The 22,309-nt window shown below is 75.0% G+C and carries 20 protein-coding genes, 1 rRNA gene and 1 pseudogene; 12 read left to right on the top strand and 10 right to left on the bottom strand.

Features of this window, described 5'->3' with window-relative positions; genetic code table 11:
* The 3 genes from rrf to AB0Q99_RS19105 form a co-directional block, all read left to right on the top strand.
* Positions 1 to 87 (top strand): 5S ribosomal RNA (gene rrf / locus AB0Q99_RS19115); the annotation flags it as partial.
* Positions 88 to 320: 233 nt separating this feature from the next.
* Complete coding sequence (locus tag AB0Q99_RS19110) at positions 321 to 2,432, top strand: phosphocholine-specific phospholipase C (RefSeq protein ID WP_363573227.1); 2,112 nt, start codon at positions 321 to 323, stop codon at positions 2,430 to 2,432.
* 215 nt (positions 2,433 to 2,647) lie between these two features.
* Complete coding sequence (locus tag AB0Q99_RS19105) at positions 2,648 to 3,292, top strand: hypothetical protein (protein WP_363573225.1); 645 nt, start codon at positions 2,648 to 2,650, stop codon at positions 3,290 to 3,292.
* Positions 3,293 to 3,370: 78 nt separating this feature from the next.
* Here the strand turns inward: AB0Q99_RS19105 and AB0Q99_RS19100 are convergent, their stop codons facing one another.
* Positions 3,371 to 4,549 (bottom strand): alpha-hydroxy-acid oxidizing protein, encoded by a 1,179-nt coding sequence (locus AB0Q99_RS19100; RefSeq protein WP_363573223.1) that lies wholly within the window; start codon positions 4,547 to 4,549, stop codon positions 3,371 to 3,373.
* Between the two features lie 384 nt (positions 4,550 to 4,933).
* Here AB0Q99_RS19100 and AB0Q99_RS19095 point away from each other — a divergent pair, with 384 nt between their 5' ends.
* Positions 4,934 to 5,641, top strand: a complete 708-nt coding sequence (locus AB0Q99_RS19095) for a hypothetical protein (protein WP_363573221.1) — start codon at positions 4,934 to 4,936, stop codon at positions 5,639 to 5,641.
* A gap of 109 nt (positions 5,642 to 5,750) precedes the next feature.
* On the opposite strand, the gene AB0Q99_RS19090 is transcribed toward AB0Q99_RS19095, so the two are convergent.
* From AB0Q99_RS19090 to AB0Q99_RS19075, 4 genes are all read right to left on the bottom strand, one after another.
* The gene (locus AB0Q99_RS19090; protein WP_363573219.1) at positions 5,751 to 6,365 is read right to left on the bottom strand and encodes a TIGR03086 family metal-binding protein; all 615 of its coding nucleotides are present in this window, start codon (positions 6,363 to 6,365) and stop codon (positions 5,751 to 5,753) included.
* Between the two features lie 133 nt (positions 6,366 to 6,498).
* Positions 6,499 to 8,160, bottom strand: a complete 1,662-nt coding sequence (locus tag AB0Q99_RS19085; protein WP_363573217.1) for an NAD(P)/FAD-dependent oxidoreductase — start codon at positions 8,158 to 8,160, stop codon at positions 6,499 to 6,501.
* A 117-nt stretch (positions 8,161 to 8,277) separates the two neighbouring features.
* Positions 8,278 to 8,934, bottom strand: a complete 657-nt coding sequence (locus tag AB0Q99_RS19080) for a response regulator transcription factor (protein WP_363573215.1) — start codon at positions 8,932 to 8,934, stop codon at positions 8,278 to 8,280.
* Entirely contained in the window at positions 8,922 to 10,181 is a 1,260-nt protein-coding gene (locus AB0Q99_RS19075) for a sensor domain-containing protein (RefSeq protein WP_363573213.1), read from the bottom strand. The genes AB0Q99_RS19080 and AB0Q99_RS19075 overlap by 13 nt, the downstream gene beginning before the upstream one ends.
* Before the next feature lie 132 nt (positions 10,182 to 10,313).
* On the opposite strand from AB0Q99_RS19075, the gene AB0Q99_RS19070 reads away from it, so the two are divergent.
* Positions 10,314 to 11,384, top strand: coding sequence for a hypothetical protein (locus tag AB0Q99_RS19070; RefSeq protein ID WP_363573211.1), 1,071 nt, complete (start codon positions 10,314 to 10,316; stop codon positions 11,382 to 11,384).
* 232 nt (positions 11,385 to 11,616) lie between these two features.
* Here the strand turns inward: AB0Q99_RS19070 and AB0Q99_RS19065 are convergent, their stop codons facing one another.
* From AB0Q99_RS19065 to AB0Q99_RS19055, 3 genes are read right to left on the bottom strand one after another with little or no spacing between them, the layout of a single operon-like run.
* Positions 11,617 to 12,369, bottom strand: a complete 753-nt coding sequence (locus AB0Q99_RS19065) for an FAD:protein FMN transferase (protein ID WP_363573244.1) — start codon at positions 12,367 to 12,369, stop codon at positions 11,617 to 11,619.
* A gap of 30 nt (positions 12,370 to 12,399) precedes the next feature.
* Entirely contained in the window at positions 12,400 to 12,927 is a 528-nt protein-coding gene (locus AB0Q99_RS19060; RefSeq protein ID WP_363573209.1) for an FMN-binding protein, read from the bottom strand.
* A 52-nt stretch (positions 12,928 to 12,979) separates the two neighbouring features.
* Positions 12,980 to 14,368 (bottom strand): ferredoxin reductase family protein, encoded by a 1,389-nt coding sequence (locus AB0Q99_RS19055; RefSeq protein WP_363573207.1) that lies wholly within the window; start codon positions 14,366 to 14,368, stop codon positions 12,980 to 12,982.
* Between the two features lie 260 nt (positions 14,369 to 14,628).
* Between AB0Q99_RS19055 and AB0Q99_RS19050 the strand changes: the two genes are divergently transcribed.
* The 3 genes from AB0Q99_RS19050 (at position 14,629) to AB0Q99_RS19040 (ending at position 18,040) form a co-directional block, all read left to right on the top strand.
* Complete coding sequence (locus tag AB0Q99_RS19050) at positions 14,629 to 15,345, top strand: response regulator transcription factor (protein WP_363573205.1); 717 nt, start codon at positions 14,629 to 14,631, stop codon at positions 15,343 to 15,345.
* Positions 15,346 to 15,371: 26 nt separating this feature from the next.
* Positions 15,372 to 16,874 carry a HAMP domain-containing sensor histidine kinase gene (locus tag AB0Q99_RS19045; protein ID WP_363573203.1) on the top strand — a complete coding sequence of 501 codons (1,503 nt, stop codon included), beginning with the start codon at positions 15,372 to 15,374 and terminating at the stop codon, positions 16,872 to 16,874.
* A gap of 170 nt (positions 16,875 to 17,044) precedes the next feature.
* The gene (locus AB0Q99_RS19040; protein ID WP_363573201.1) at positions 17,045 to 18,040 is read left to right on the top strand and encodes a winged helix-turn-helix domain-containing protein; all 996 of its coding nucleotides are present in this window, start codon (positions 17,045 to 17,047) and stop codon (positions 18,038 to 18,040) included.
* Positions 18,041 to 18,094: 54 nt separating this feature from the next.
* Here the strand turns inward: AB0Q99_RS19040 and AB0Q99_RS19035 are convergent, their stop codons facing one another.
* Positions 18,095 to 18,859: an alpha/beta fold hydrolase gene (locus tag AB0Q99_RS19035; protein WP_363573199.1), complete on the bottom strand. Its 765-nt coding sequence runs from the start codon at positions 18,857 to 18,859 to the stop codon at positions 18,095 to 18,097.
* Positions 18,860 to 19,028: 169 nt separating this feature from the next.
* Between AB0Q99_RS19035 and AB0Q99_RS19030 the strand changes: the two are divergent.
* Both AB0Q99_RS19030 and AB0Q99_RS19025 read left to right on the top strand, forming a co-directional pair.
* Positions 19,029 to 19,181 (top strand): annotated as a pseudogene (locus AB0Q99_RS19030) (hypothetical protein); the annotation flags it as partial.
* Between the two features lie 76 nt (positions 19,182 to 19,257).
* Positions 19,258 to 19,881: a hypothetical protein gene (locus AB0Q99_RS19025; RefSeq protein ID WP_363573197.1), complete on the top strand. Its 624-nt coding sequence runs from the start codon at positions 19,258 to 19,260 to the stop codon at positions 19,879 to 19,881.
* A gap of 81 nt (positions 19,882 to 19,962) precedes the next feature.
* Here AB0Q99_RS19025 and AB0Q99_RS19020 read toward each other — a convergent pair whose 3' ends face one another.
* On the bottom strand, positions 19,963 to 20,316 hold the full coding sequence (locus AB0Q99_RS19020) for a DUF6401 family natural product biosynthesis protein (RefSeq protein WP_363573195.1): 354 nt from the start codon (positions 20,314 to 20,316) through the stop codon (positions 19,963 to 19,965).
* 152 nt (positions 20,317 to 20,468) lie between these two features.
* Between AB0Q99_RS19020 and AB0Q99_RS19015 the strand changes: the two genes are divergently transcribed.
* Entirely contained in the window at positions 20,469 to 21,395 is a 927-nt protein-coding gene (locus AB0Q99_RS19015) for an LLM class F420-dependent oxidoreductase (RefSeq protein ID WP_363573193.1), read from the top strand.
* Positions 21,396 to 21,660: 265 nt separating this feature from the next.
* On the top strand, positions 21,661 to 22,221 hold the full coding sequence (locus tag AB0Q99_RS19010; protein ID WP_363573242.1) for an AAA family ATPase: 561 nt from the start codon (positions 21,661 to 21,663) through the stop codon (positions 22,219 to 22,221).
* The last annotated feature ends 88 nt before the right edge of the window (positions 22,222 to 22,309 follow it).

Here is a 22,309-nt window from a genome sequence, read left to right as displayed (position 1 = left end):
GGTTACATTCCGAACCCGGAAGCTAAGCCTTACAGCGCCGATGGTACTGCAGGGGGGACCCTGTGGGAGAGTAGGACGCCGCCGAACAATTCTTGAGAAGAACCCCCGTCCGGATTCCGGATGGGGGTTCTTCGCGTTTCCGGGAAACCGGCAGGCCCCGAAGTCGAAGTCGGTCCCGAGGCCGGCGGGACAGGAGTTGGCCGAACGCTCACGCAGCGTTCGCGTGCGGTCCTTGTACGGCCTCGCCCGGGTGCCCTAGGTTTTTCGAGCCTTCGGGGACCCCTGCACGCACCCGTGCACCCATGACGGAAGGACAACACGTGGCCTCCATCGACCGGCGCCGATTCCTCCAGTTGGGCGGCGCGTCCGCGGCCGCCGCGGGCCTCGCCGCGTTCCCACCCGCGGTCGGCAAGGCCCTGGCACTGCCCGCGATCGGCAGGACCCGTTCGATCGAGGACGTCGAACACGTCGTCATCCTGATGCAGGAGAATCGTTCCTTCGACCACTACTTCGGCACCCTGCGCGGTGTTCGGGGGTTCGCCGACCCGCGTCCCACTGTGCTGCCGAACGGCCGGCCGAACTGGCACCAGCCCGCCGCCGCCGTGCGGACCGGCCGGTACCACGACCGAGGCCTGCCCGCCTCGGAGCAGGAGGTGCTGCCCTGGTACATCGACCCCAGGAACACCACCGAGTACCAGGCCGGTACGGACCACGGGTGGAGCAGCGGCCACCTCGCCTGGAACGAGGGGCGCCACGACCAGTGGGTGAACCAGAAGCAGGACGTCATGACGATGGGTCACCTCAAGCGCCAGGACGTGCAGTACCACTTCGCCCTGGCCGACGCCTTCACCGTCTGCGACGCGTACTTCTGCTCGGTGCACGCCGACACCGCCCCCAACCGCATCTACCTGTGGACCGGCACCAGCGACCCGCGCAACGCGTACGGCCGCAAGCCGAACGGTCCCGGGCTGTGGGAGCGCAACGACACCAACGGCTACACCTGGACGACGTACCCCGAACGGCTGGAGGCGGCCGGCGTCAGCTGGAAGCTGTACCAGGGCGGTTCCGGTGAGCCGGGCACGCCCACGGACAACTACACCGACAACTCGCTGATGTTCTTCGAGCGGTACCAGGTGGCCGAGGGCGCGTCCGGCCCTCTGGTGGACAAGGGCGCCACGGACCACACGCTGAAGGAGTTCCGGGCCGACGTCGAGCAGGGGCGGCTGCCGCAGGTCTCCTGGATCGTCCCGCCGTACAAGTACAGCGAGCACCCGTCCGCGACGCCGACGGACGGCGCGTACTACATCAACCTCGTGCTGGACGCGCTCACGTCGAACCCGGAGGTGTGGGGCCGGACCGTCTTCCTGATCAACTACGACGAGAACGACGGTCTGTTCGACCACGTGGTCCCGCCGATGCCGCCGGTGGTCAGCGGTCCGGGTGGTCAGGGCATGGTCTCCGCCGACCTGGTGGCGAGCCTCGGCGACGAACTGCTCGACCTCGGGAAGTACCCGGGCGAGATGAGCCCGCTGGTCCCCGGTGCGGACCGGGGCGGCCTGCAGCCGATCGGCCTCGGTCCGCGCGTGCCGCTGCTGGTCATCTCCCCGTGGTCGCGGGGCGGTTGGGTCTGCTCGGAGACCTTCGACCACACCTCGGTGCTGCGGTTCCTGGAGGCCCGGTTCGGCATCGAGGAGCCCAACATCAGTGCCTGGCGCCGGTCGGTCTGCGGTGACCTCACCTCGGCGCTCGACTTCTCCGGGGCGGACGGGCGGCGGGTCGCGGTGCCGGTGCCCGCGCCGATCGCCTCGCAGGGCAAGCCCTACCAGGTGCCGCTGCCGCAGCGGATGCCCACCCAGGAGCCGGGCACCCGGCCGGCCCGTGCGCTTCCGTACGACCTGCGGGTCAACGAGGAGGAGACGGACACCGAGGGGCAGTTCCGGCTCGAACTGGAGAACCGGGGCTCGGCGGGCGCGTGGCTCTACGTCTACGACCGGACGGCGCCGACGGCCGCCCCGAGGCGCTACACGGTCTCGGCGGGCGACACCTTCGCCGACTTCTGGCCGGTGACCGGCACCGGCGGTTACCACCTCGTCGGCCACGGCCCGAACGGCTCGGTGCAGGAGTTCGAAGGGGCGACGCAGAGTGGGTTGGTCGGATTCTTCGACGCCTCGAAGAACCAGGTGCGCGTCACGGTCGCCAACAACGGGCCGGTGGCCCGGACGGTGACCGCCGAGAACGCCTACGCGAAGGGCTCGCGGCAGAGCCGTACCCTCCGCCCGGGCGCCTCGGCCCGGTTCGCGTTCGACGTGCGCGGCGACAGCCGCTGGTACGACGTCACCGTCGCGGCCGCCGGCGGACCGGCGTTCCGCCGCCGCTGGGCCGGTCACCTGGAGAACGGCCGCCCGGGCACCAGCGACCCCGGCCCGCGCTGACGGCTCCTTCCTGAGGGCCTGCACTGAGGGTCCGTACTGGGCCCCAGTCCGAGCCCGAGCCCGCGTGGGCTCGGGCTCGGACTCGGGCAGCGGCCGTGGCCGGCCCCGCGGCCCGGGGTGCTCGACGGCGTGGGCGGCCCGCTCAAGCGCCCTCCCGACCTGACCGCCTACACTGCCGACGCCCACGGGGTGCTCGCACCGCTGCACTGATCGCGGTGCGGCGGGCGCGGGGCCGCCCGCACCACGACCTCACCGGCCACGCCTTCGAGCACTGGCACGACGAAGTCGCCTGGAAAATCCGGGCGTTGCTGTGGGGCAACCTCCACCGCACCGGTCGGCACACCGCGCGCGTGGCACTGGGCCGGATGGCGGTCGCCGCGGCCCGCCGGCTCGAAGACCCGCCCGTCGAGGGCCGCAGCCTCAACGACCAGGGGCAGGCCTGGAGCGCGGTCGGTGACCTGGGCCAGGCGTGGCAGCACTACGAGCAGGCCCTCGACCTGGTTCGGGCGGCCGGGGACCCGGCGGTCGAATGCCAAGTACTGGCCAACCAGGCCGCGTTCCTGTTCTTCTCCGGCCGGCCCGACGAGGCGCTGCGCCACTTCGCGCGCTCGCTGGCCGTCGGCCGGAGCATCACCGGGTACACCGACCAGCGGGCCCACTCCCTGGCCGGACCGGCCGCCGCGCAGCAGGCGTTGGGGTGGAACGCCGCCGCCCGGCGCTCCTGGGCGGTCGCCCTCGACCTGTACCAGGATCGTCCCGCCCACTACGGCGGTGCGATCGACCTCCTGACCTCCGTCGGCTTCACCCCGCCGGACGCCGCTCCCGCCCCGCCCGACGCCGCTTCGAGCCGTGAGCCGTGAGCCGTGGGCGGTGAGCGGTGCGCCCGAAGGCGCCGGTCACGCTTCGAATCCGCTGACACGACGATGCGTCAGGTGTCGTCAGGTCCTGCGCAGGGCGCCCTCGACGCGCAGGTCGGCGAGCGTCGGGTAGCCGTCGACGGCCATCAGCAGGTCGGCCTCGGCCAGCAGGGTGCGCAGCACGTGCACGATGCCGTCGGTGCCCTCCAGCGCCAGGCCGTAGGCGTACGGGCGGCCGATGCCGACGGCCGTGGCGCCGAGTGCGAGGGCCTTGACGACGTCGGCGCCGGAACGGACGCCGGAGTCGAACAGGACCGGCAGGCCGTCGGCGGCCTCGACCACGCCGGGCAGCGCGTCGAGTGCCGCCAGGCCGCCGTTGGCCTGCCGGCCGCCGTGGTTGGAGCAGTAGACGCCGTCCACGCCGCCGTCCTTGGCGCGGCGGACGTCCTCGGGATGGCAGAGGCCCTTGAGGAGGATCGGCAGGTCGGTGAGCGACCGCAGCCAGGGCAGGTCCGCCCAGGTCAGCGGGTTGCCGAAGATGCCGATCCACTCCAGGACGGCCGCCTGGAGGTCCTCCTCCGGAGCCCTGGCGAGGCGGGTCCGGAAGACCGGGTCGGAGGTGTAGTTGGCCAGGCAGTGGCCGCGCAGCTGCGGGAAGTTGCCGATGGCCAGGTCGCGCGGGCGCCAGCCGGTGATCCAGGTGTCCAGGGTGACGACGATGCCCCGGTAACCGGCGGCCTCCGCCCGGTGGACCAGGCTCTCGGCCAGCGAGCGGTCGGTGGGGGTGTAGAGCTGGAAGAACCCCGGGGTGGCGCCGAATTCGGCGGCGACCTGCTCCAGCGGATCGACGGTCAGGGTGGAGGCGACCATCGGCACCCCGGTGCGGGCGGCGGCCCGGGCCGTGGCGAGGTCCCCGTGGCCGTCCTGCGCGCACAGTCCGATCACCCCGACCGGCGCCATGAACAGCGGCGACGGCAGGCGCATCCCGAACAGGTCTACGGAGAGGTCGCGCCGGCTCGCGCCGACCATCATCCGCGGCACCAGGCCCCACCGGTCGAAGGCGGCGACGTTCGCCCGCTGGGTGGATTCGTCGCCCGCCCCGCCTGCGACGTAGGAGAGCACCGACGGCGCCAGCGCGGAGCGGGCCCGGGTCTCCAGCTCGGCGAAGGTCATCGGCATCGTCGGCAGCACGCCGGCGAGCCCGTTCAGGTAGATCTCGTTCTGGTAGTCGCCGAACCGCGTGCCGAACTCGGGGTCCATCCCGGTCGCCGTCCTTCCGCCGGTCACCCGCCCGGGCACGTCCCGGCCGGTGGCACCGGCCGTCCGCCTCGTCGGGCGGGCGGACGGCGCTCCGGCATTCTCGTCAGGGAGGGCGCCCGTGACCAGTGCGCGGCCGTTCGGCGGCGCAGCGTCCGTGTCGGTGTCGTCCGCGTCGGTGTCGTCAGCGGCGCGGAGGGTGCGGACGGGCGTCGCGGGACGGCCGAGATGACGGGTTTCGGACAAGATGATCCCCGGGGCGGATTTCCTGGAACCTCCACCGAATTCTCACCCCATCTCCCTTTAGGGTGACTCTCGTTCCGCCGTCGGTCACCCCGACGGGCGGGACGCTTCCCTCGCCCCCGATGTGTCTGGAGTGGTTCGACGATGAATGTCCGTCAGCTGTGGAAGCGAGCGGCGGCCGCGGCCGCCGGTCGCGGGATCGGAGCCGCCGCGGCGGCGTTCGCGCTGGTCGCGGCCGTCGTCCTGGGCGGTACGGTCTCCGGCATGTCCTCGGCGGAGGCCAAGCCCGCGTGGCCGTCCGGCCGGTGGGCCTGCTCCGGGCAGCCCGTCGACGCCGGGAACGTCATCACGGACCACGACAGCGCCGGCTGCGGCGGCTTCGGGTCCTGGTACCAGCAGCCGGCGAAGGACGGGATCTGGACCTGTTCCGGCTCCCCGGTGGTGGCCGGCTACGTGATCACCGACCACCAGACGTCCGGCTGTCGGGGCATGGGCTCGTGGCGCCACAGCCTGGTCAGGGACGGCATATGGACGTGTTCCGGCTCGCCGGTCGTGCCCGGGTACGTGATCACCAACCACCTGCGGGCCGGCTGCGGCGGCATCGGCTCCTGGCAGCACGGCCTTCCGCACGACGGGATCTGGACCTGTTCCGGCTCCCCGGTGGTGGCCGGCTACGTGATCACCGGTCACCAGCAGGCCGGCTGCGACGGTGCCGGTTCCTGGTACCACAACATCGCCCGCGTGGGCCTGTGGGCCTGCCCCGGCTCGCCCGTCCCGCCCGGCTTCCGCGCCACCACCTACAATGCCGGCGGCTGCAACGGCCTCGGCGCCTGGGCGCTCGCCCGCGCCTGACGGCCCGTCGGCCCGTCGGCCGCCGTTTCGCTTGCTCGGCCCTCGTCCCCGCGTCCGGATCCGGACGCGGGGACCGGTCGTTCGGGAGGACCGGCCGCTCGCGGGGCCGTCAGGTCCGCGCGTCGTAGGACCAGTCCGGGTCACGGCCGGTGAGGGCCAGGAGCCGGTCCTGGGCGTCGGCCCCCGGGGCGGTGACGAGCGGCGGGTCGAACATGCCGGTGCCGGCCAGGTTGCGGTAGCCCTGGAACTCGGCGAGCGCGTACCCCGCGGCGCCCGGCGGCATCCGGCCGCTCTCGCCCAGGGCCCGGGCCAGGTCCCAGCCGTGCACGACGGTCTCGGCGGTCAGCTCGCGGGCGTACCCGCCGGCGTCGCGCGCCCCGTACGGCAGGTGCACCAGCTGGTCCGGCACGCCCGGCTGGTGGAGCGCGCGCACCGCGGTGTCGGCGGCCATCGCCCACACCCCGACGGGGTTGCGGCCCAGTACGTCGCCCCCGAACCGGTGGCCGATCGCCTCCGGGGTGTATCCGGCCACCGCCTGGCACACCCAGAGGTGCTGCGCGGCAAGGTGGTTCATCAGTGTGCGGACGTCCCAGTCCCGGCACGGTGTGGGCGCCGTCCAGCCGTCTTCGGGAACGGCCCGCACCAGGCGGGTCACCTCCGCCACGGCGGCGACGTAGCGTTCACGGACCTCGACATGGAAACCGGGTGGGTGCGGACATTCCATCGGAGGGCCTCCCTCCTGCCCTGCTCACTCTCAGTAAACCGCCACCGGGAGTGACGTGCCAGGCGTACGGGGGACCGGCTGCCGTGCGTGCCCGGTCGGTGCCTCTCCCGTCAACGGCGCGTCGCCGTCTCCGTCAGCGGTGCGCCGCCTCCTCCAGGACGGCCCGCGCCGCGTTGTGCCCCGGGATGCCGCTGACGCCGCCGCCCCGGACGGCTCCCGCGCCGCACAGCAGGACGCCCGGGCGGTCCGTGGCCACGCCCCAGCGGGCCGCGGCGCTCCCACCGGCGCCCGCGACGCTCCCGTCCGCGAAGGGGAAGTCGTCGTCCGCGAAGGGGAAGGAGAGGTCGCGGTGGAAGATGTGGCCGCCCGGCAGGCCGATCTCCCGCTCCAGCTCCGGCGGTGTCCTGGCCTCCAGACAGGGCCGGCCGTCGGCGTCCGTGGCCAGGCAGTCGGCGATCGGCTCGGCCAGCACCGCGTCCAGCTGCGCCAGACTCGCGGCCAGCGCACGGTCCTTCGCCGCCGGGTCGCCGAACAGCCGGGCGGGCATGTGCAGGCCGAAGAGGGTCAGCGTCTGGAGGCCCTGCCGGACGGCCTCCGGGCCGAGGATCGACGGGTCGGTGAGGGTGTGGCAGTAGATCTCGGAAGGCGGCGCCGTGGGCATCCGGCCGGCCCGCGCCTCGGCGTGGGCGGTCGCCAACTGCCGGTAGCCCTCGGCGATGTGGAAGGTCCCCGCGAAGGCCTCGCGCGGGTCCGCGGCGGTGTCCCGCAGACGCGGCAGGCGGCGCAGCACCATGTTGACCTTCAGCTGGGCGCCCTCCGGCGCGGGCCCCGGGTCGTCGCCCAGCAGCCGGGCCAGGACCGCGGGCGCGGCGTTCACCAGCACCCGGCGCGCCGCCACCGTCCCCTCGCCGCCCCGCGCCAGGTCCCGGTACGACACCTCGGCCTCGCCGTGGCCGCGGCCCGTGCCGGCGCTGCCGCCGCCGCTGGTGCCTGCCCGGTCGGCGGTGATGGCGGTGACCTCGTGGCCGGTCCGGATCTCCGCGCCGGCCGCCAGCGCCGCCCCGGCCAACGCGTCCGTCACCGCGCCCATCCCGCCGACCGGTACGTCCCAGTCGCCCGTCCCGTTGCCGATCACGTGGTATAGGAAGCAGCGGTTCTGCCGGAGCGAGGGGTCGTGGGCGTGGGTGAAGGTGCCGATCAACGCGTCCGTCAGGACCACCCCGCGCACCAGGTCGTCCGCGAAGCTCCGCTCGATCACCGCGCCGAGCGGTTCCTCGAACAGGGACGTCCAGGCCGCGTCGTCCGCGATCCGCCGGCGCAGCTCCGCGCGGGAGGGCAGCGGCTCGGTGAGCGTCGGGAACACCCGCTCGGCGACCTGCCCGGTCGTCCGGTAGAAGCGCTGCCAGGCCTGCCACTCCCGGTCACCGCCGGTGAGCGCCCGGAACGACTCCCGGGTCCGGCCGGGATCGCCCGCGTCCACCAGCAGTCCGGTCGGTTTCCCGTCCCGCTCGACGGGCGTGTACGAGGCGATCCGGCGGCGCCGCAGCTCCAGCCGCAGCCCGAGGTCCCGGACGATCGTCCGCGGCAGCAGGCTCACCAGGTACGAGTAGCGCGACAGTCGCGCGTCCACCCCCGGGAAGGCCCGGGCGGACACCGCCGCCCCGCCCACCCGGGCCAGCCGCTCCAGCACCAGCACCCGCTGCCCGGCCCGCGCCAGGTAGGCCGCCGCCACCAGTCCGTTGTGCCCGCCGCCGACGATCACGACGTCGTACCGCGAGGACGCGTTCGTGTTCATCCGGCCACGCTACGCCACATCCCGGGAGCGCGGAACGGGTGTGCGGCGCCCCGGTCGGAGGCCGGGGGCGGCAGGCATCGGTCGGCGGGCGGCGGGGGGCTACCGGGCGGCGGGCGGCTACCGGTCGGCGAGGGCGCGGAGGTAGGTGAGGACGGCGAGGACGCGGCGGTGCCCGGTGTCGGGGGCGGGCATGCCGAGCTTGGTGAAGATGCCGCCGACGTGCTTGTTCACGGAGCTCTCGGCGATGAACAGCAGCCGGGCGATGGCGGGGTTGCTGTGGCCCTCGGCCATCAGCGCGAGGACTTCGCGTTCGCGCGGGGTGAGGGCGGCGAGCGGGTCGTGGGCGGTGTGCCGGGCCATGAGGTGGGTGATGACCTCGGGGTCCATGGCGGTGCCGCCGTCGGCGACCCGCCGGAGCGCCTGGAGGAACTCCTCGGCGCGGCCGACCCGGTCCTTGAGGAGGTAGCCGACACCGGTGGCGCTCCGGGCGAGCAGCTCGGTGGCGTAGGCGCGTTCGACGTACTGGGAGAGGATCAGGACGGGGAGCCCGGGCAGCCGGCGACGGGCCTCGACGGCGGCGCGCAGCCCCTCGTCGCGGAAGCCGGGCGGCAGGCGGACGTCGATCACGGCGATGTCGGGCCGGTGGTCGAGTAGGGCGGGCAGCAGGTCGTCGCCGTGCTCGACGGCCGCGCACACCCGGTGGCCCTCGCTGGTCAGCAGCAGTACCAGGCCCTCGCGCAGCAGGGCGTTGTCCTCGGCGATCAGGATCCGCACGGTATGTCCACTTCCAGTACGGTCGGGCCCCCGGGCGGGCTGGACAGGTCGGTGGTCCCGTCGAAGGCGGCGACCCGGCGCCGGAGACCGGGGAGACCGCTTCCGGCGCCTTCGACGGCGCCGCCCCCGCCGTCGTCCTCGACCCGGATGGCGATCGCGTCGGCGGTGATCCGCAGCCGGACGAGCGCGCTGCGGGCGCCGCTGTGCCGGGCGACGTTGGTGAGAGCCTCGGCGACCACGAAGTAGGCCGCGGCCTCGGCTGCGGCCGGTGCGCGCGGCGGAGGGCCGGCGCTCCCGTCGAGGTCGGTCCGGGTGGGGACGGCGCAGTGGGCGGCGAGCGAGCGGACGGCCTCGGTCAGACCGCGGTCGGCGAGCACGGGCGGGTGGATGCCGCGCACCAGGGCGCGCAGGGACGCCAGGGCCTGCTCGGCGACGAGCTGGGTGGAGTCCACCAACTCCGCGACGTGCTCGGGGCGGTGGGCGAGGGCCCGGCGGATCATGCCGAGCCGGAGCGAGACGGCGACCAGGTCGGCCTGGGCGCCGTCGTGCAGGTCCCGCTCGATCCGGCGCAGTTCGGCGGCGTGGGCGTCCAGCGCCCCGGACCGGCTCAGCGTCAGCTCGTGGACGCGCTGCGCGAGCGAGTCGCGGCGGCGGGCGACCAGCAGCCGGCGGGAGGCGCGTGCGTGCAGGTCGGCCAGCGGCGGCACGGCGGCCAGCGCGACCAGCGCGTAGCCGACGCCGCCGACCGCCGCGGTGGCCGCCACCGGCCAGGAGTCGACGTCCAGCAGGATGATGGCGTCCCGCTCGCGCGGCAGCAGCCGCCACCAGAGCGGCGCGGTCAGCCAGTTGACGGCATGGCTGCAGAGGGTGAGGGAGCCGGCGCACAGGGCCGTGCCGGCGGTGCCGTGGGCGAGGAGCCAGAGCAGGTCCTTGCGGACGGCCGGGTCGCGCGGGGACGGCCGGTGGTCGCGGTAGGGCGTGCGGACCTCGCGCCCGAGCCGGCGGCCCACCATGCGGCGGTGGAACTCGGCATAGTGGCGCAGCAGTTGCAGCGCGCGGGGGAGGAGCGGGACGCCGGCGCCGACCAGCCAGAGGACCAGGACGGCGCACAGGAGGACGACGGCGACCAGGGCGCCCAGTCCGGTGCCGAGGCAGCGGAGCGTGTACCAGGCGGCGGAGGGGAAGCGGCGGACCGTCGACCGGGCGGTGGCGGCTGCGGCCGCTGCGCTGATTCCGGCTGCTCGCACGATCGTTGAGTGCCTCCGAGTCGACTTCCCGATCACCCTAGCACCGGCCCGCCGCGGCTCCGGTGCGCGGTTCGGGCCCTTTCGTCGGGTGGTCGCCGGCCCCACAATGGGGCGGGCGGATCATGACGGTGAGTGGACCATGACGGCGGGCGGATCACGACGACGGGGGGAACCGGGGTGGAGTGGCTGCTGGGGATCGGCGGAGCCCTGTTGCTCGGCGTGGTGACCAATCTGGTCTACGACTTCGCCAAGTACGGCGGCTCGCGCATCGGTTCACGGGTACCGGCGCCGCGGGTCCGCCGGGCGACCCTGACCGAGGCGGCGCGGGCGCACGACGTGCGGGCGGACGGGCTGGCGCCCCTGATCACCTGGTCGGCGGCCCGACCGCTGACCCCCGGCACGCTGGTCACCTCGTACGACGGGCGGGTGGTCCGCCCGCACGTGCTGGACGCGGCCGGGTGGGCCGAGGAGGTGGCGCGCCAGCGGGCCGCCGGTGCGGCGGGGCGAACGGCGTACGTCTCGCGGCTGACGGTCGATCACGGCGAGCACAGCGCGGCCCGGGTGTGCGAGGTGGGCATCGCCGAGAGCGACTACGCGGAGTGCATGGCCACCACCCGGCTGGGCCGGGAGGAACCGGAGGCGGGCCGGCTGCTGCGGGAGGCACTGGACGAGGGTCTGACGAGCTTCGTGGCCGTCGCGCCGCCGACCATGATGAGCGCCTGCGTCGCGGTACGGGACCGGGCCGGCCGACTGCTGCTGCTCCGCCGCTCACTGGCGGTCACCACCTTCCCGGCGCAGTGGACGGTCGGGATCAACGAGACCATGAAGTACCGCGACGAGCCGGGCGCGGCCGAGGACTTCTACGCCTTGGTTTACCGGGCGCTGGAGGAGGAGCTGGGACTGCTCCCGGCCGACGTCGGACCGACGGTGATCACCTGGCTGGGCTGGAGCGAGCCGGCCTCCTGTTACACGCTGGTCGCCACCGTCCGGGCCCGGCTCGACGCGGCGGAGATCGACCGCCGCCGCGAGGCCTGCCACAGCACGTTCGAGCACGACATGGCGGTCTGGGTGCCGTTCACCCGCCGCTCGGTGTCCGAGCTGGTCGAGGGCGGTGTCTGCCCCGACGGCTCGCAGCGCTGGTCGTACCTGGCGCCGCTGGTGGCGTGGGAGGCCTGGCGGGCGGCGCAGCAGGAGCGGTGGTGACGGCCGAGCGGCCGAGGATGAGGGCAGCTCATGAGGGGCGGGAGGTATGAGCGGGTCTCATGGGCTGCCGCATGAGCGGACCTCATGGGCCTGTCCCATGAGACTTCCTCATGACGTCACCTCATGAGACTTCCTCGTGGCGAGCCCCCATGAGCTCGGCTCAGTTCGCCTCTCATCTCATGAGCACGCCTCATGAGCTCCGCTCATCAGCCGCCACCGCACGTCCCCGCCGTCAGCGGACGGCGGACTGCCAGTCCGCCGGGCCGCTCGCCGGGAGGTGGCCGGGCAGGCCCGGGGTCCAGCGTTTGGTGGCGTCCGGCAGGACGGCCAGCGCCTCGATGCCGGGCCGGCGGGTGGCCCAGGCGAGGGCGCGGTCCGGGCCCATCGCGAAGGCGGCGGTGGCCCAGGCGTCGGTGCGGGCGATGCCGGTGCCCGGGGCGCCGACCAGGGTGAGGGAGGCCAGACCGGTGGCCGGGCGTCCGGTGCGCGGGTCGAGGATGTGCGCGCCGCGCTCCGCGGTGCCGGAGGTGGCCACCGCGAGGTCGTGGCCGGCCAGCACGGCGGCGAGCCGGCCCGGCTGCCAGGGGTCGGCGACGCCGATCCGCCACGGCCCGCCACTGGTCTGCACGTCCCCGCCGCCGCTGACGCAGTACTGCCGGGCGCCGGAGGCGCGCAGCAGGGCGGCCGCCTCCTCGACCGCCCACCCCTTGACCCAACCGCTGGGGTCGAGCCGGCCGCCGGGCCGTTCGGTGAACCAGCCGTCGGTCTCCGCGGCCACCTCGCGGCAGGCGGCCAGGACGGTGCGGACGTCGGGATCGCAGTCGTCCGGGGCCAGCTCGCCCCGGTCGAGGCGACTGATGTCGCTCTCCGGCCGGTAGGTGGAGAACACCGCGTCGATCCGGTGCAGCCGCTCGACGACCCGCTCCAGGGCGTCGGCCGTCCGTGCGGCCGGGTCGCGGACGGTGATCGAGAAGACGGTGCCCATCACGGGTTCGGCGTGGCGGAGCACGGGTCCTCAGCCCTTGGCCCGGTCGAGGGCGCTCTGCAGGGAGCGGACGTAGCCGTCGCTGGTGTAGGTCGCGCCGCTGACGACGTCGATCGCGGCGCTCTGCGCGGAGATCGCCTCCTGGTTGAGCAGGGGCAGGGCAGCGGTGTTGATCTCGCGGTCGCGCCGCTCGGAGGTGGGGTACTTGACCACGTCCACGGCGGTGATCCGGCTACCGGCCAGGGTGACCTGGACCTGGACCGGCCCGTACCGGGTGTTGACGGTGTCGCCGCTGACCTTCCGGGTGGCCGCACCGGTACCCCCGGACCCGGACCCGGACGCCGAGGCCGACCCGGACGGCGCGGGCGAGGCCGGGGCGTTCGACGGCTGAGAGACGTCGGAGCCGACGCCGGATCCGGAGCCGGTGCCGGAGGGGGATCCGGCGCCCGCCCCCGAGCCGATCACCGGGGCCGGCCCGGTCGCCTCGTGCGGTTTCAGGGAGAGCAGCAGCACCACCCCGGCAGCGGTGGCGGCGCTGGTGACGACGGCTCGGCGCATGGATTCGACGCTCCTCGGGAGTGCGGGACGGCTCGGCGGGACTCGGCCGGCCTCAGAAGGAAAAGTTCTCGTGGTGGATGCGTCCCGGCGCGACCCCCGCCGCCCGCAGCGCGCGGACGGCCTCCGCGGTCAGCGCCTCCGGGCCGCACAGGTAGACCTCGTGCTCGGCGAGGTCCGGGACGAGCCGGGCGAGCGCGGCGCCGAGGTCGCCGACCTGCTCCCGCGAGCCGAGCAGCTCGTGCGCGACCGCGCCGCGCCGCCGGGCGACCTCGGCCAGTTCGGCCCGGAACAGCAGGTCCTCCGGTCGCCGGGCCCGCTGGACCAGCGTCAGCTCGCCCGGCAGCGTCTCGAACAGGGCACGCAGCGGGGTGATCCCGACGCCCGCCCCGAGCAGCAGCACCCGGCGCTGCCGCAGGCGCCGTGCGGTGAACGCGCCGTACGGGCCCTCGGCGCGCACCCGGGTGCCCCGGCTCAGAGCGGCGACCGCGGCGCTGTGCCCGCCGAGGTCCTTGACCGTGAAGCGCAGGAACCGCGGGTGCGGCGGCGCGGACAGTGAGTACGGGTTGGCGGCCCAGCGCAGGCCGGGTGCCTGGAACTGGAGGCGGAAGAACTGCCCGGGCTCGGCGCGGAGTTCGTCCAGCCGCTGTCCGGTCAGGTACAGCGAGACCACGCCGGGGCCCTCCGGCCGGACCTCCGCGACCTGCAGCCGGTGCCGCCGGTCGAGCAGCCACGGCCGGGCCAGCCGGTACCAGCCGAGCAGCGCCGCCGTCCCGAAGTAGAGCGCGTACCAGGCGGCCTGGCCGGGGCCGCCGCCGAGGTCGGCGCCGGTGGCCAACTGGTGGGAGAAGCTCAGCGCCACCGCCAGGTAGGTGGCCAGGTGCAGGTAGTACCAGGCCTCGTACGACAGGCGGCGGCGCGCGGCCCGGGCGGAGACCGCACCGGTGCCGAGCAGCAGCAAGGTGCCCAGGGTGGCCTTGATCATCTCGGGGTAGTGGAAGACGATCTCCACGCCCTCCCCGACCAGGCCGCGCCCGTCGGTCAGCGCGTAGCCCCAGACGATCGTCAGGACGTGCACCGAGACGGCGGCCACCAGCCAGCGCCCGCCGAACGCGTGCCAGCGGGCCAACCGGTCCGCGCCGACCCCGCGCTCCAGCGGCGGCAGCCGGGCCATCAGCAGGAGCAGGACCGGGGCGGCGTACCCGGCGAGCAGTCCGGTGATCCGCCCGGCGCCGGTCAGCCAGCCGGCCGCGCCGACGACCGACGGCGTGCCCGTCCACCACAGGCCGAGCACGACGAGCGTGCCGGCGGCGATCAGACCGAGCGCGACGGCCGGGTCCAGGGCGAACAGCGGGCGGCCCGCGGCCCGCCGGCCCCGGTGACCCCCGTGAACGGGCGTCGGCCGGGGCCCGGGCCGCGACTCCGGTGCGGCGGCAGTGCTCATCGGGAACCTCCTCAGCGCCCGGCGGCGGGTGCCGCCGAGGCCGCCCACGATGGCACCGCAAGCTCTGAGCCGCCTCTGAGCGACCCTGTGCTCCGCCCCCTTGATCATCGACATCAGGCCAGGTCAGGCCGGTTGTGCCGGCCTACGAACGGCTTCCGCAGGTCTCACGGCTTTCTCATCGCGGCGGTGCAGAATGAGCGCTGCCCACACGGGCCCGGCGCGGGCCCGGCACCGACCAGGCCCGAGCCCGAGGGAGCAGCATGGACGACACCGCCGACCGCCCGGAGTGGCGGGTGCTGGTCGTCGACGACGAACCGGACCTGGTCGAGGTGGTCTGCGGCGCCGTCCGCTACGAGGGCTGGCAGGCACGCGGCGCGACCACCGGCCTGGCCGCCGTCGAGGCCGCCGCGGCGTGGCGCCCGCACGCCGTGGTGCTCGACGTGATGCTGCCCGACCTCGACGGCCTGGAGGTGCTGCGCCGCGTCCACGCCGAGCAGCCCGAGGTGCGGGTGCTCTTCCTCACCGCCCGGGACGCCGTCGAGGAGCGGATCGCGGGCATCGCCGCGGGCGGCGACGACTACGTGACCAAACCGTTCAGCCTGGCCGAGGTGGTCGTCCGGCTGCGCGGCCTGCTGCGCCGGGCCGCCCCGCCCGCCGCGCTCGGCCGGCCGCCGGCGCACGCGCTGGTGCTCGGCGACCTGGTCCTGGACGACCGGGCCCGCGAGGTGACCCGCGGCGGCGAGACCGTCGAGCTCAGCCCGACCGAGTACGCGCTGCTGGCCCACCTGATGCGCCACCCCCGGCAGGTGCTCAGCAAGGCGCAGATCCTGGACGCGGTCTGGTCCTACGACTTCGGCGGGCAGGCGCACATCGTGGAGCTGTACATCAGCTACCTGCGGAAGAAGGTCGACGCCGGCCGGAGCCCGATGATCCACACGGTGCGCGGCGCGGGGTACCTGATCAAGGCCGCGCCGTGAGGCCGGACGCCGTGAGGCCGGAGGCAGTGAAACCGGGCCCCCTGAAGCCGGGTGCCACCGGGCGGGACTCCCGCAGGACCCGCCTCCGGCCGGCCCCGCGCACCCTGCGCGCCCGCCTGATCGCCGGCCTGCTGGTGCTGCTCGTCGTCACCTGCGCCGCCGTCGGCTTCGCCACCACCGCCGCGCTGCGGCACTTCCTGGTCGACCGCCTCGACCAGCAGCTCGCCGAGTCCGGCGGACGCTACGCCGCGAGCCTGGAGCACGCCGGCCAGGGCACCGGCCCCGACACCCGGGCCCAGACCCCGGGCACCCTCGGCGTCCGGCTGATCGGCGGCCGGGTGACCGCGGCGGGCGTGGTCGACGGCGACGCCGACGACACGGACGGCCCCGACGACGAGGACGACCGGATCACCTTCACCCCCGCCCAGCAGCGTGCGCTCGCCGCCCTGCCGGCCGGCGGCCCGGCCCGCACCCTCGACCTCGGCGGGGCGCAGGGACACTACCGGGTCCGCGCGGTCGCCGGGCGGGACGGCGACGTGCTGGTCAGCGGCCTGCCGCTGCGCCCGGCCGAGGAGACCGTCCGACGGCTGGAGACCCTGGAACTGACGGTGTTCGCGATCGCCGTCGTGGCCGCCGGCACGGCCGGGGCGCTCCTGGTGCGCTGGTCGCTGCGCCCGCTGCAGCGGGTGGTGGGCATGGCCGAGCGGGTCAGCGCGATGCCGCTCGCCAGCGGCGAGGTCCTGCTGGCCGAACGCGTGCCGGACGACGACCCGCGCACCGAGGTCGGCCGGGTCGGCGCCGCGCTCAACCGGATGCTCGGCCACGTCGGCGACGCCCTGGCCCGCCGCCACGCGGTGGAGGAGCGGCTGCGGGCCTTCGCCGCCGACGCCAGCCACGAACTGCGTACCCCGGTCGCGGCCGTGCGGGGCCACGCCGAGCTGGCGCTGCGCCACCCCGGGGCCGTGCCGGCGCCGGTCCGGCACTCGCTGGAGCGGATCGACGCCGAGGCGGTGCGGATGGGGGCGATCGTGGAGGACCTGCTACTGCTCGCCCGGCTGGACGCCGGCCGCCCGCTGGCCGCCGCCGAGGTGGACCTGACCCGGATCGCCCTCAACGCGGTGGCCGACGCCCGCGCCGCCGGACCGGAGCACCGCTGGCGCCTCGCCCTGCCCGAGGAGCCGGTCGTGATCCGCGGCGACGAGCACCGGCTGAGCCAGGTGGTGGCCAACCTGCTGGCCAACGCCCGGTCCCACACCCCGCCCGGCACCGGCGTGGAGCTGCGGCTCGAACGCGACCGGACCGGCGGCCAGGTCGAGTTGAGCGTCGCCGACGACGGGCCGGGGATCGCGCCGGAGCTGCTCGACCGGGTCTTCGAGCGCTTCGTCCGCGGCGACCGGGCCCGCTCGCGGGCCACCGGCTCGACCGGGCTCGGGCTGGCGATCGTCCGGGCCGTCGTCCAGGCGCACGGCGGCACGGTGGACGCGGCCAGCCGGCCGGGCCGTACGGCGTTCACCGTCCGGTTGCCGTGACACCGGTCGCGGCGACCAGGGCGTGACGGGCCCGGGCGCGACGTCCAGGTCGGGGCGGTCCCGGCCCCGGTCGAGGCTATCCCGGTGCGGGCAAGGGGCGCCGCCCGGACGATTCGGTTCTCGCCGAACGGTCTTGCGGAGGTGCCGGTCCCGGGGTGACGATCGCGGTCGTGCTGCGAATCATCTTCGGTGCGGACGACCTGGCGCGGGTCCGGGTCGCGGAGCGCCCCGACATGTCGATGGAGCTGTCCCTCAGCGTGCACGCCTTGGTGAGCGGGCTGCGTGATCCGCGCTTCGAGGGCTGGCGGGACCACCTGCGGGCGTCCTGGAACCCGCGCACCGCGCTGCTGTTCGACCTCTACACCGCGTCGGCGATCCCGGAGTTCCTCGCCGTGCGGCGCGACCCGGGCGCCACCGAGAGCGCCACCGCCGAAGCCCCCGAGGCACCGCTGCGCGACCACCTGCGCTCGGTCGGCGGGGAGCGGGAGTTGAGCGCCTTCGCGCGCGGCGTGGCGGCCGGTGACCGGCGGGCCAGGAGGCTGCTCGGCAACGTCACCGCCGACTACCAGGTCCGGGCGATCGACCCCTACCGGCGGCAGATCGAGACCATCGTGACCACCGAGCACGGGCGGTGGCACCGGACCGCCGAGCCGGACCGGGTCCTCGGCACGCTGCACCCCGCGGTGTCCTGGCGCCGCCCGGTGCTCAGCTTCCCGCTGGCGAACCGGTGCCGGCACGACGTGCGGCTGGACGGCCGCGGGTTACTGCTCCAGCCCTGCGTGTTCGGCCCCCGCCGCCCCGTCATCGCCCGCTTCGAAGACCCGGAGCAGCAGCCCGTGCTCCTCTACCCGGCCCGGATCGGTGGACCCTTGCGCGCCGAGACCGAACCGACCCCCAGCCGTACCCTGACCGCCCTGCTCGGCCAGACCAGGGCCGCCGCCCTGGACGCGATCGCCACCCACGGGCCCTGCTCCACCAAGGAGTTGGCGGCCCACCTGGGCATCTCCTCCGCCTCCGCGAGCGAGCACGCCACCGTCCTCGCCGACTCCGGCCTCACCGCCAAGGACCGCACCGGCCGCACCGTGACCCACCGCCCCACCCCGCTCGGCGAAGCCCTCCTGGCCGGCCGCCTCGCGTCCCGCACCGCCGGCCCCGGCGCCGCCTGACCGCCGCCTTCACCCACTGCCCCCGGTCGGGGCCGGCCGGGAAGGGGCCGGCCGTCAGAGGTCGGGCGGGAGGGCCGGGGTGCGGCGGGGCTGGCGGGGGAGCGGGAGGGTGAGGGCTTCGGGGGAGGCGGACGGGAGGGCGAGGGCGGAGGCGGCTTCGGCGGGGAGGGGCTGCAGCCCGAGGAGGCCGGCGGTGAGGCGGGTGGTGGCGCGGTGCCAGTCGCGGACGCGCTGGAGCATGGCGTGGCCGCTGCCGGTGACGGTGTAGCCGCAGACCCGGGCGCCCGCGGCGCGGCTGCGGGCGGCGAAGGCGCGGGTGTCGGCGGGCAGGGTGACGGTGTCGCGGTCGCCGTGCAGCAGCAGCACGTCCCGGTCGGCGAGCTGTTCGCACGGGTCCTCGGGCGGGCACCACGGGGCGAGCACGACCAGTCCGGTGACGGAGGGGTGTCCGCCGGCCTGCAGGGCGGCCCGGCCGCCCATCGAGTGGCCGATCAGGACGGTGGGGACCGGGCCCAGCAGCGCGGCCAGTTCGTCGAGTGCGGTGAGCGCGTCCCGGGCGGCGTCGGCGCGCTCGCCGTTCCAGCCCCGGTGGCGGTAGCGGACGGTGGCGACGGCCACTCCGGTCTCCGCCGTGGCCCCGGTCAGGGAGCGCAGGAAGCCGTGCATCCGCAGCAGGGGGAGGTTGAGCCGGCCGGGCCGGGCGAGGTTGTGCTCCTCGCCGCCGTGCAGCACCAGGACGGCGGCCCGGGCCCGTTCGGGACGGGTCCGCCAGTGCAGCGCCCGGTGCCCCACCGCGCTGTCCGCCGTCGTACCGCTCACTGCCGCACCGTCCTGTCCGTCCCGCCCCCGTAGCCCGCCCCCCGGACCGCCACTGTACGCGTGCGGACCGGCCGGCCGTTCACCCGAGGGGACCATCCCGGACACCGGGCGCGCGCGGCCCGGAGGGGGGCCTGCTATCCACGAAGGGCGGGGGCCGCCGCGCCCGCTCGTGGCGCCGTGTCACCGAGTGGAGGACTTCGTGGCTCAGCAGCTCGCACTGTCCGTCGACTTCGGATCGGGCTTCACCGAGGCCTGGTCCAAGATCGCCAAGGTCATCCCGCAGTTCATCGCCTTCCTGGTGATCCTGGTCATCGGCTGGTTCGTGGCCAAGGCCCTCGCCAAGCTGCTCGACCGGGTGATGCGCAGGCTCGGGTCGGAACGGGTCGCGGCGGTCCGGGATGGCCGCGCGCCTGGCCGGCTCGAAGTACGACCTGACCGGCATCGTCTGCAAGGTCGTGTCCTACATCATCCTGCTGATGGCCCTGCAGCCGGCGTTCGGCGTCTTCGGCCCGAACCCGATCAGCGTGATGATCCACAGCGTGGTCGCCTGGCTGCCCCGTGCCATCGTCGCCGTCGTGATCGTGGTGGTCGCGATGGCCATCGCCAACGGCGTGCGCGACATCGTGGGCAACTCGCTCTCCGGCGCCTCGTACGGCCGGGCGGTCGCGACCACGGCCTGGTCGTTCATCGTCGCGCTCGGCGTGATCGCCGCCCTGGGACAGGTCGGGATCGCGACCGCGATCACCACGCCGCTGCTGATCGCCGTGCTCGCCACCATCACCGGCGTGCTGGTGGTCGGGGTCGGCGGCGGCCTGATCATGCCGATGCGCCAGCGCTGGGAGCGGTGGCTGGACAGTGCCGAGCAGGAGACCGCGAAGCTGCGCGGCAGCGCGTACCAGGCCGGCCGCTCCGACGCGCTGGCCAACCAGCCGGTCCGGCCGACCGCCCAGACCGGCCGGGGCACCCCGCCCGCACCGGGCATCCCGCCGGCCCCGGGCGCCGAGCCCGGCGAGGACCGGTGACGGTGACGGGGACGGGCGACGGACGGCTGACAGCACGGGCGACGGGACGGCTGGCGGGACCGGCGACGGGCGGGCGGAGCCTCAGGCTTCCAGCAGGCCCTGCTCGCGCACCAGCCAGCAGATCGCGGTGAGCCGGAGCACGGCGTAGTCGTAGCCGACCGGCTCCCGCCAGCCGATCTCGGTGAGCGCGTCCAGGAATCCCAGGGTGTAGTCCGCCAGTTCCTCACGGTCCAGGGGCCGGGGCGCGAGCTCCGGCCCCTGCGCGTACAGCAGCTCGCGCAGCATCGCCGCGTGCTGGTCGACCGCCGCGACGAAGCCGGGCTCGAAGGCGAACTCGGCCAGCCGCGGCGTGAACGCCGTCACGATGCCGGGCAGCGGGCAGCCGGCCGGCCCGTCGGGGGAGGGCCGGAAGGATTCGTCGGGGGTCGCGAACATCCGTCCACGGTAGGCGAGCCCCCGGCGGGAACGGTCGGGCGTGACGCTTCCGTGCTGAGACCTTGGCCACCCGGGGCGAGCGGCCGGCACGTTCCGTGGTCTGGCCGGTTCCGTGCGCTCACGGCCGGGTGGTCGGTACCAGAATGGTCGGCATGGATCTCCGCATCTTCACCGAACCGCAGCAGGGCGCGAGCTACGACACCCTCCTGAAGGTGGCCCGCACCGCCGAGGAGCTCGGTGCCTTCAGCGCCTTCTTCCGTTCCGACCACTACCTGAAGATGGGTGACGTCGACGGCCTGCCCGGCCCCACCGACGCCTGGATCACCCTGGCCGGCCTCGCCCGCGACACCCGCACCATCCGCCTCGGCACCCTGATGACCGCCGGCACCTTCCGGCTGCCCGGCGTCACCGCGATCCAGGTCGCCCAGGTCGACGCGATGAGCGGCGGCCGGGTCGAGTTCGGCCTCGGCGCCGGCTGGTACGAGGCCGAGCACACCGCCTACGGCATTCCCTTCCCCAAGGAGAAGTTCGGGCGGCTGGAGGAGCAGCTGGCGATCATCACCGGGCTGTGGAACACCAAGCTCGGCGACACCTTCGACTTCGCCGGCGAGTACTACACGCTGACCGACTCGCCCGCGCTGCCCAAGCCCGCCCAGGACCGCATCCCGGTGCTGGTCGGCGGCCACGGCCCGAAGCGCACCCCGGCGCTGGCCGCCCGCTTCGCCGACGAGTTCAACCTGCCGTTCGCCTCGGTGGACGACTCCGCCGCCCAGTTCGGCCGGGTCCGCGCCGCCGTCGAGCAGGCCGGGCGCTCGGCCGACGACCTGGTCTACTCCAACGCCCTGGTCGCCTGCGTCGGCCGGGACGACGCCGAGGTGGCCCGCCGGGCCGCCGCCATCGGCCGCGAGGTCGAGGAGCTGAAGGCCAACGGCCTGGCCGGCACCCCGGACGAGGTGGTCGAGCGGATCGGCCGGTTCGCGGCCGTCGGCAGCGAGCGGATCTACCTGCAGATCCTCGACCTGGACGACCTCGACCACCTGGAGCTGATCGCCTCCCGGATCGCCCCGCAGCTCGGCTGACCACCGGGCCCGGTCGGGTCCTCGCCGGGGCGGCCCCGGCGAGGACCCGACCGAGGATCCGACCAGGCCCGTCGTGACCTCCGCCCTTTACTCGTTCTTGGGAATGCGCCATGCTCCTGGGGAGGGAACGGCGGGGGGAGAACCGGTGAGCGGGACGAGAACGGCGCGGGCGGCGGTGCCGGGCGTCCCGCCGCCGCGCACCGCCGGGGAACGCCTCGTCCTGCCCCCGTCGCACGACCCGCCCGCCGCGCAGGACCCGCCCGCGCTGCACGAGCTGCGCGGACCGGGCCCGACGGTCCTGCACTACCCCGCCGGTGACCTGCTGGTCGTCACCGGCCTGCCCGGCAGCGGCAAGAGCACCCTGATGCGCCGCTGCGTCCGCGCCCCGCTGATCGACTCCCAGCTGGTCCGCGAGGAGTACGCGGCCCGGCTGCCGGGCCGCCTCCCGTACGCCCTCTACCGTCCGCTCGCCCGGCTCGCGCACTACCGGCGGCTGCGCCGCGCCGTGCTGGACGGCGGTCCGCTCGCGGTGCACGACTGCGGCACGCTGCCCTGGGTACGGGCCTGGCTCGCCCGCGCCGCCGCCGGCCAGGGCCGCCGGGTGCACCTGCTGCTGCTCGACGTCGACCCGGCCGAGGCGCTGGCCGGGCAACGGCGGCGCGGGCGCGGCGTCTCCCGCTACGCCTTCGCCCGGCACCGCTCCGGGGTCGCCCGGCTGCGCCGGTGGATCGGGGCCGGCCGGCTGCCGGCCGGCTGTGCGTCGGCCGTGGTACTCGACCGGGCCGCCGCGCGCGCCCTGCGGGAGATCGACTTCTCGGCGTCGTAATCTCGGCAAGTCCGCGCCGGGCACCGGGCCGGCGGGTCCGGCCGGAGCACGCCAGGGCGTGGCCGAGACCCCCGTCGACTCCCCCGTC

Origin of the sequence: Kitasatospora sp. NPDC086791, from assembly GCF_040685975.1 — a bacterium.
Lineage (GTDB): Bacteria > Actinomycetota > Actinomycetes > Streptomycetales > Streptomycetaceae > Kitasatospora.
Note: the sequence above shows the minus strand (reverse complement) of the source record. Positions and strands in the feature narration are given on the sequence as shown.

Coding starts and splice junctions, on each gene's coding strand:
- AB0Q99_RS19100 (WP_363573223.1), bottom strand. CDS start 4,549: ATGGACCCCGAGTTCGGCACGCGGTTCGGCGACTACCAGAACGAGATC.
- AB0Q99_RS19020 (WP_363573195.1), bottom strand. CDS start 20,316: ATGTTCGCGACCCCCGACGAATCCTTCCGGCCCTCCCCCGACGGGCCG.
- AB0Q99_RS19060 (WP_363573209.1), bottom strand. CDS start 12,927: ATGCGCCGAGCCGTCGTCACCAGCGCCGCCACCGCTGCCGGGGTGGTG.
- AB0Q99_RS19090 (WP_363573219.1), bottom strand. CDS start 6,365: ATGGAATGTCCGCACCCACCCGGTTTCCATGTCGAGGTCCGTGAACGC.
- AB0Q99_RS19065 (WP_363573244.1), bottom strand. CDS start 12,369: ATGGGCACCGTCTTCTCGATCACCGTCCGCGACCCGGCCGCACGGACG.
- AB0Q99_RS19095 (WP_363573221.1), top strand. CDS start 4,934: ATGAATGTCCGTCAGCTGTGGAAGCGAGCGGCGGCCGCGGCCGCCGGT.
- AB0Q99_RS19015 (WP_363573193.1), top strand. CDS start 20,469: ATGGATCTCCGCATCTTCACCGAACCGCAGCAGGGCGCGAGCTACGAC.
- AB0Q99_RS19055 (WP_363573207.1), bottom strand. CDS start 14,368: ATGAGCACTGCCGCCGCACCGGAGTCGCGGCCCGGGCCCCGGCCGACG.
- AB0Q99_RS19025 (WP_363573197.1), top strand. CDS start 19,258: ATGGCCGCGCGCCTGGCCGGCTCGAAGTACGACCTGACCGGCATCGTC.
- AB0Q99_RS19085 (WP_363573217.1), bottom strand. CDS start 8,160: ATGAACACGAACGCGTCCTCGCGGTACGACGTCGTGATCGTCGGCGGC.
- AB0Q99_RS19050 (WP_363573205.1), top strand. CDS start 14,629: ATGGACGACACCGCCGACCGCCCGGAGTGGCGGGTGCTGGTCGTCGAC.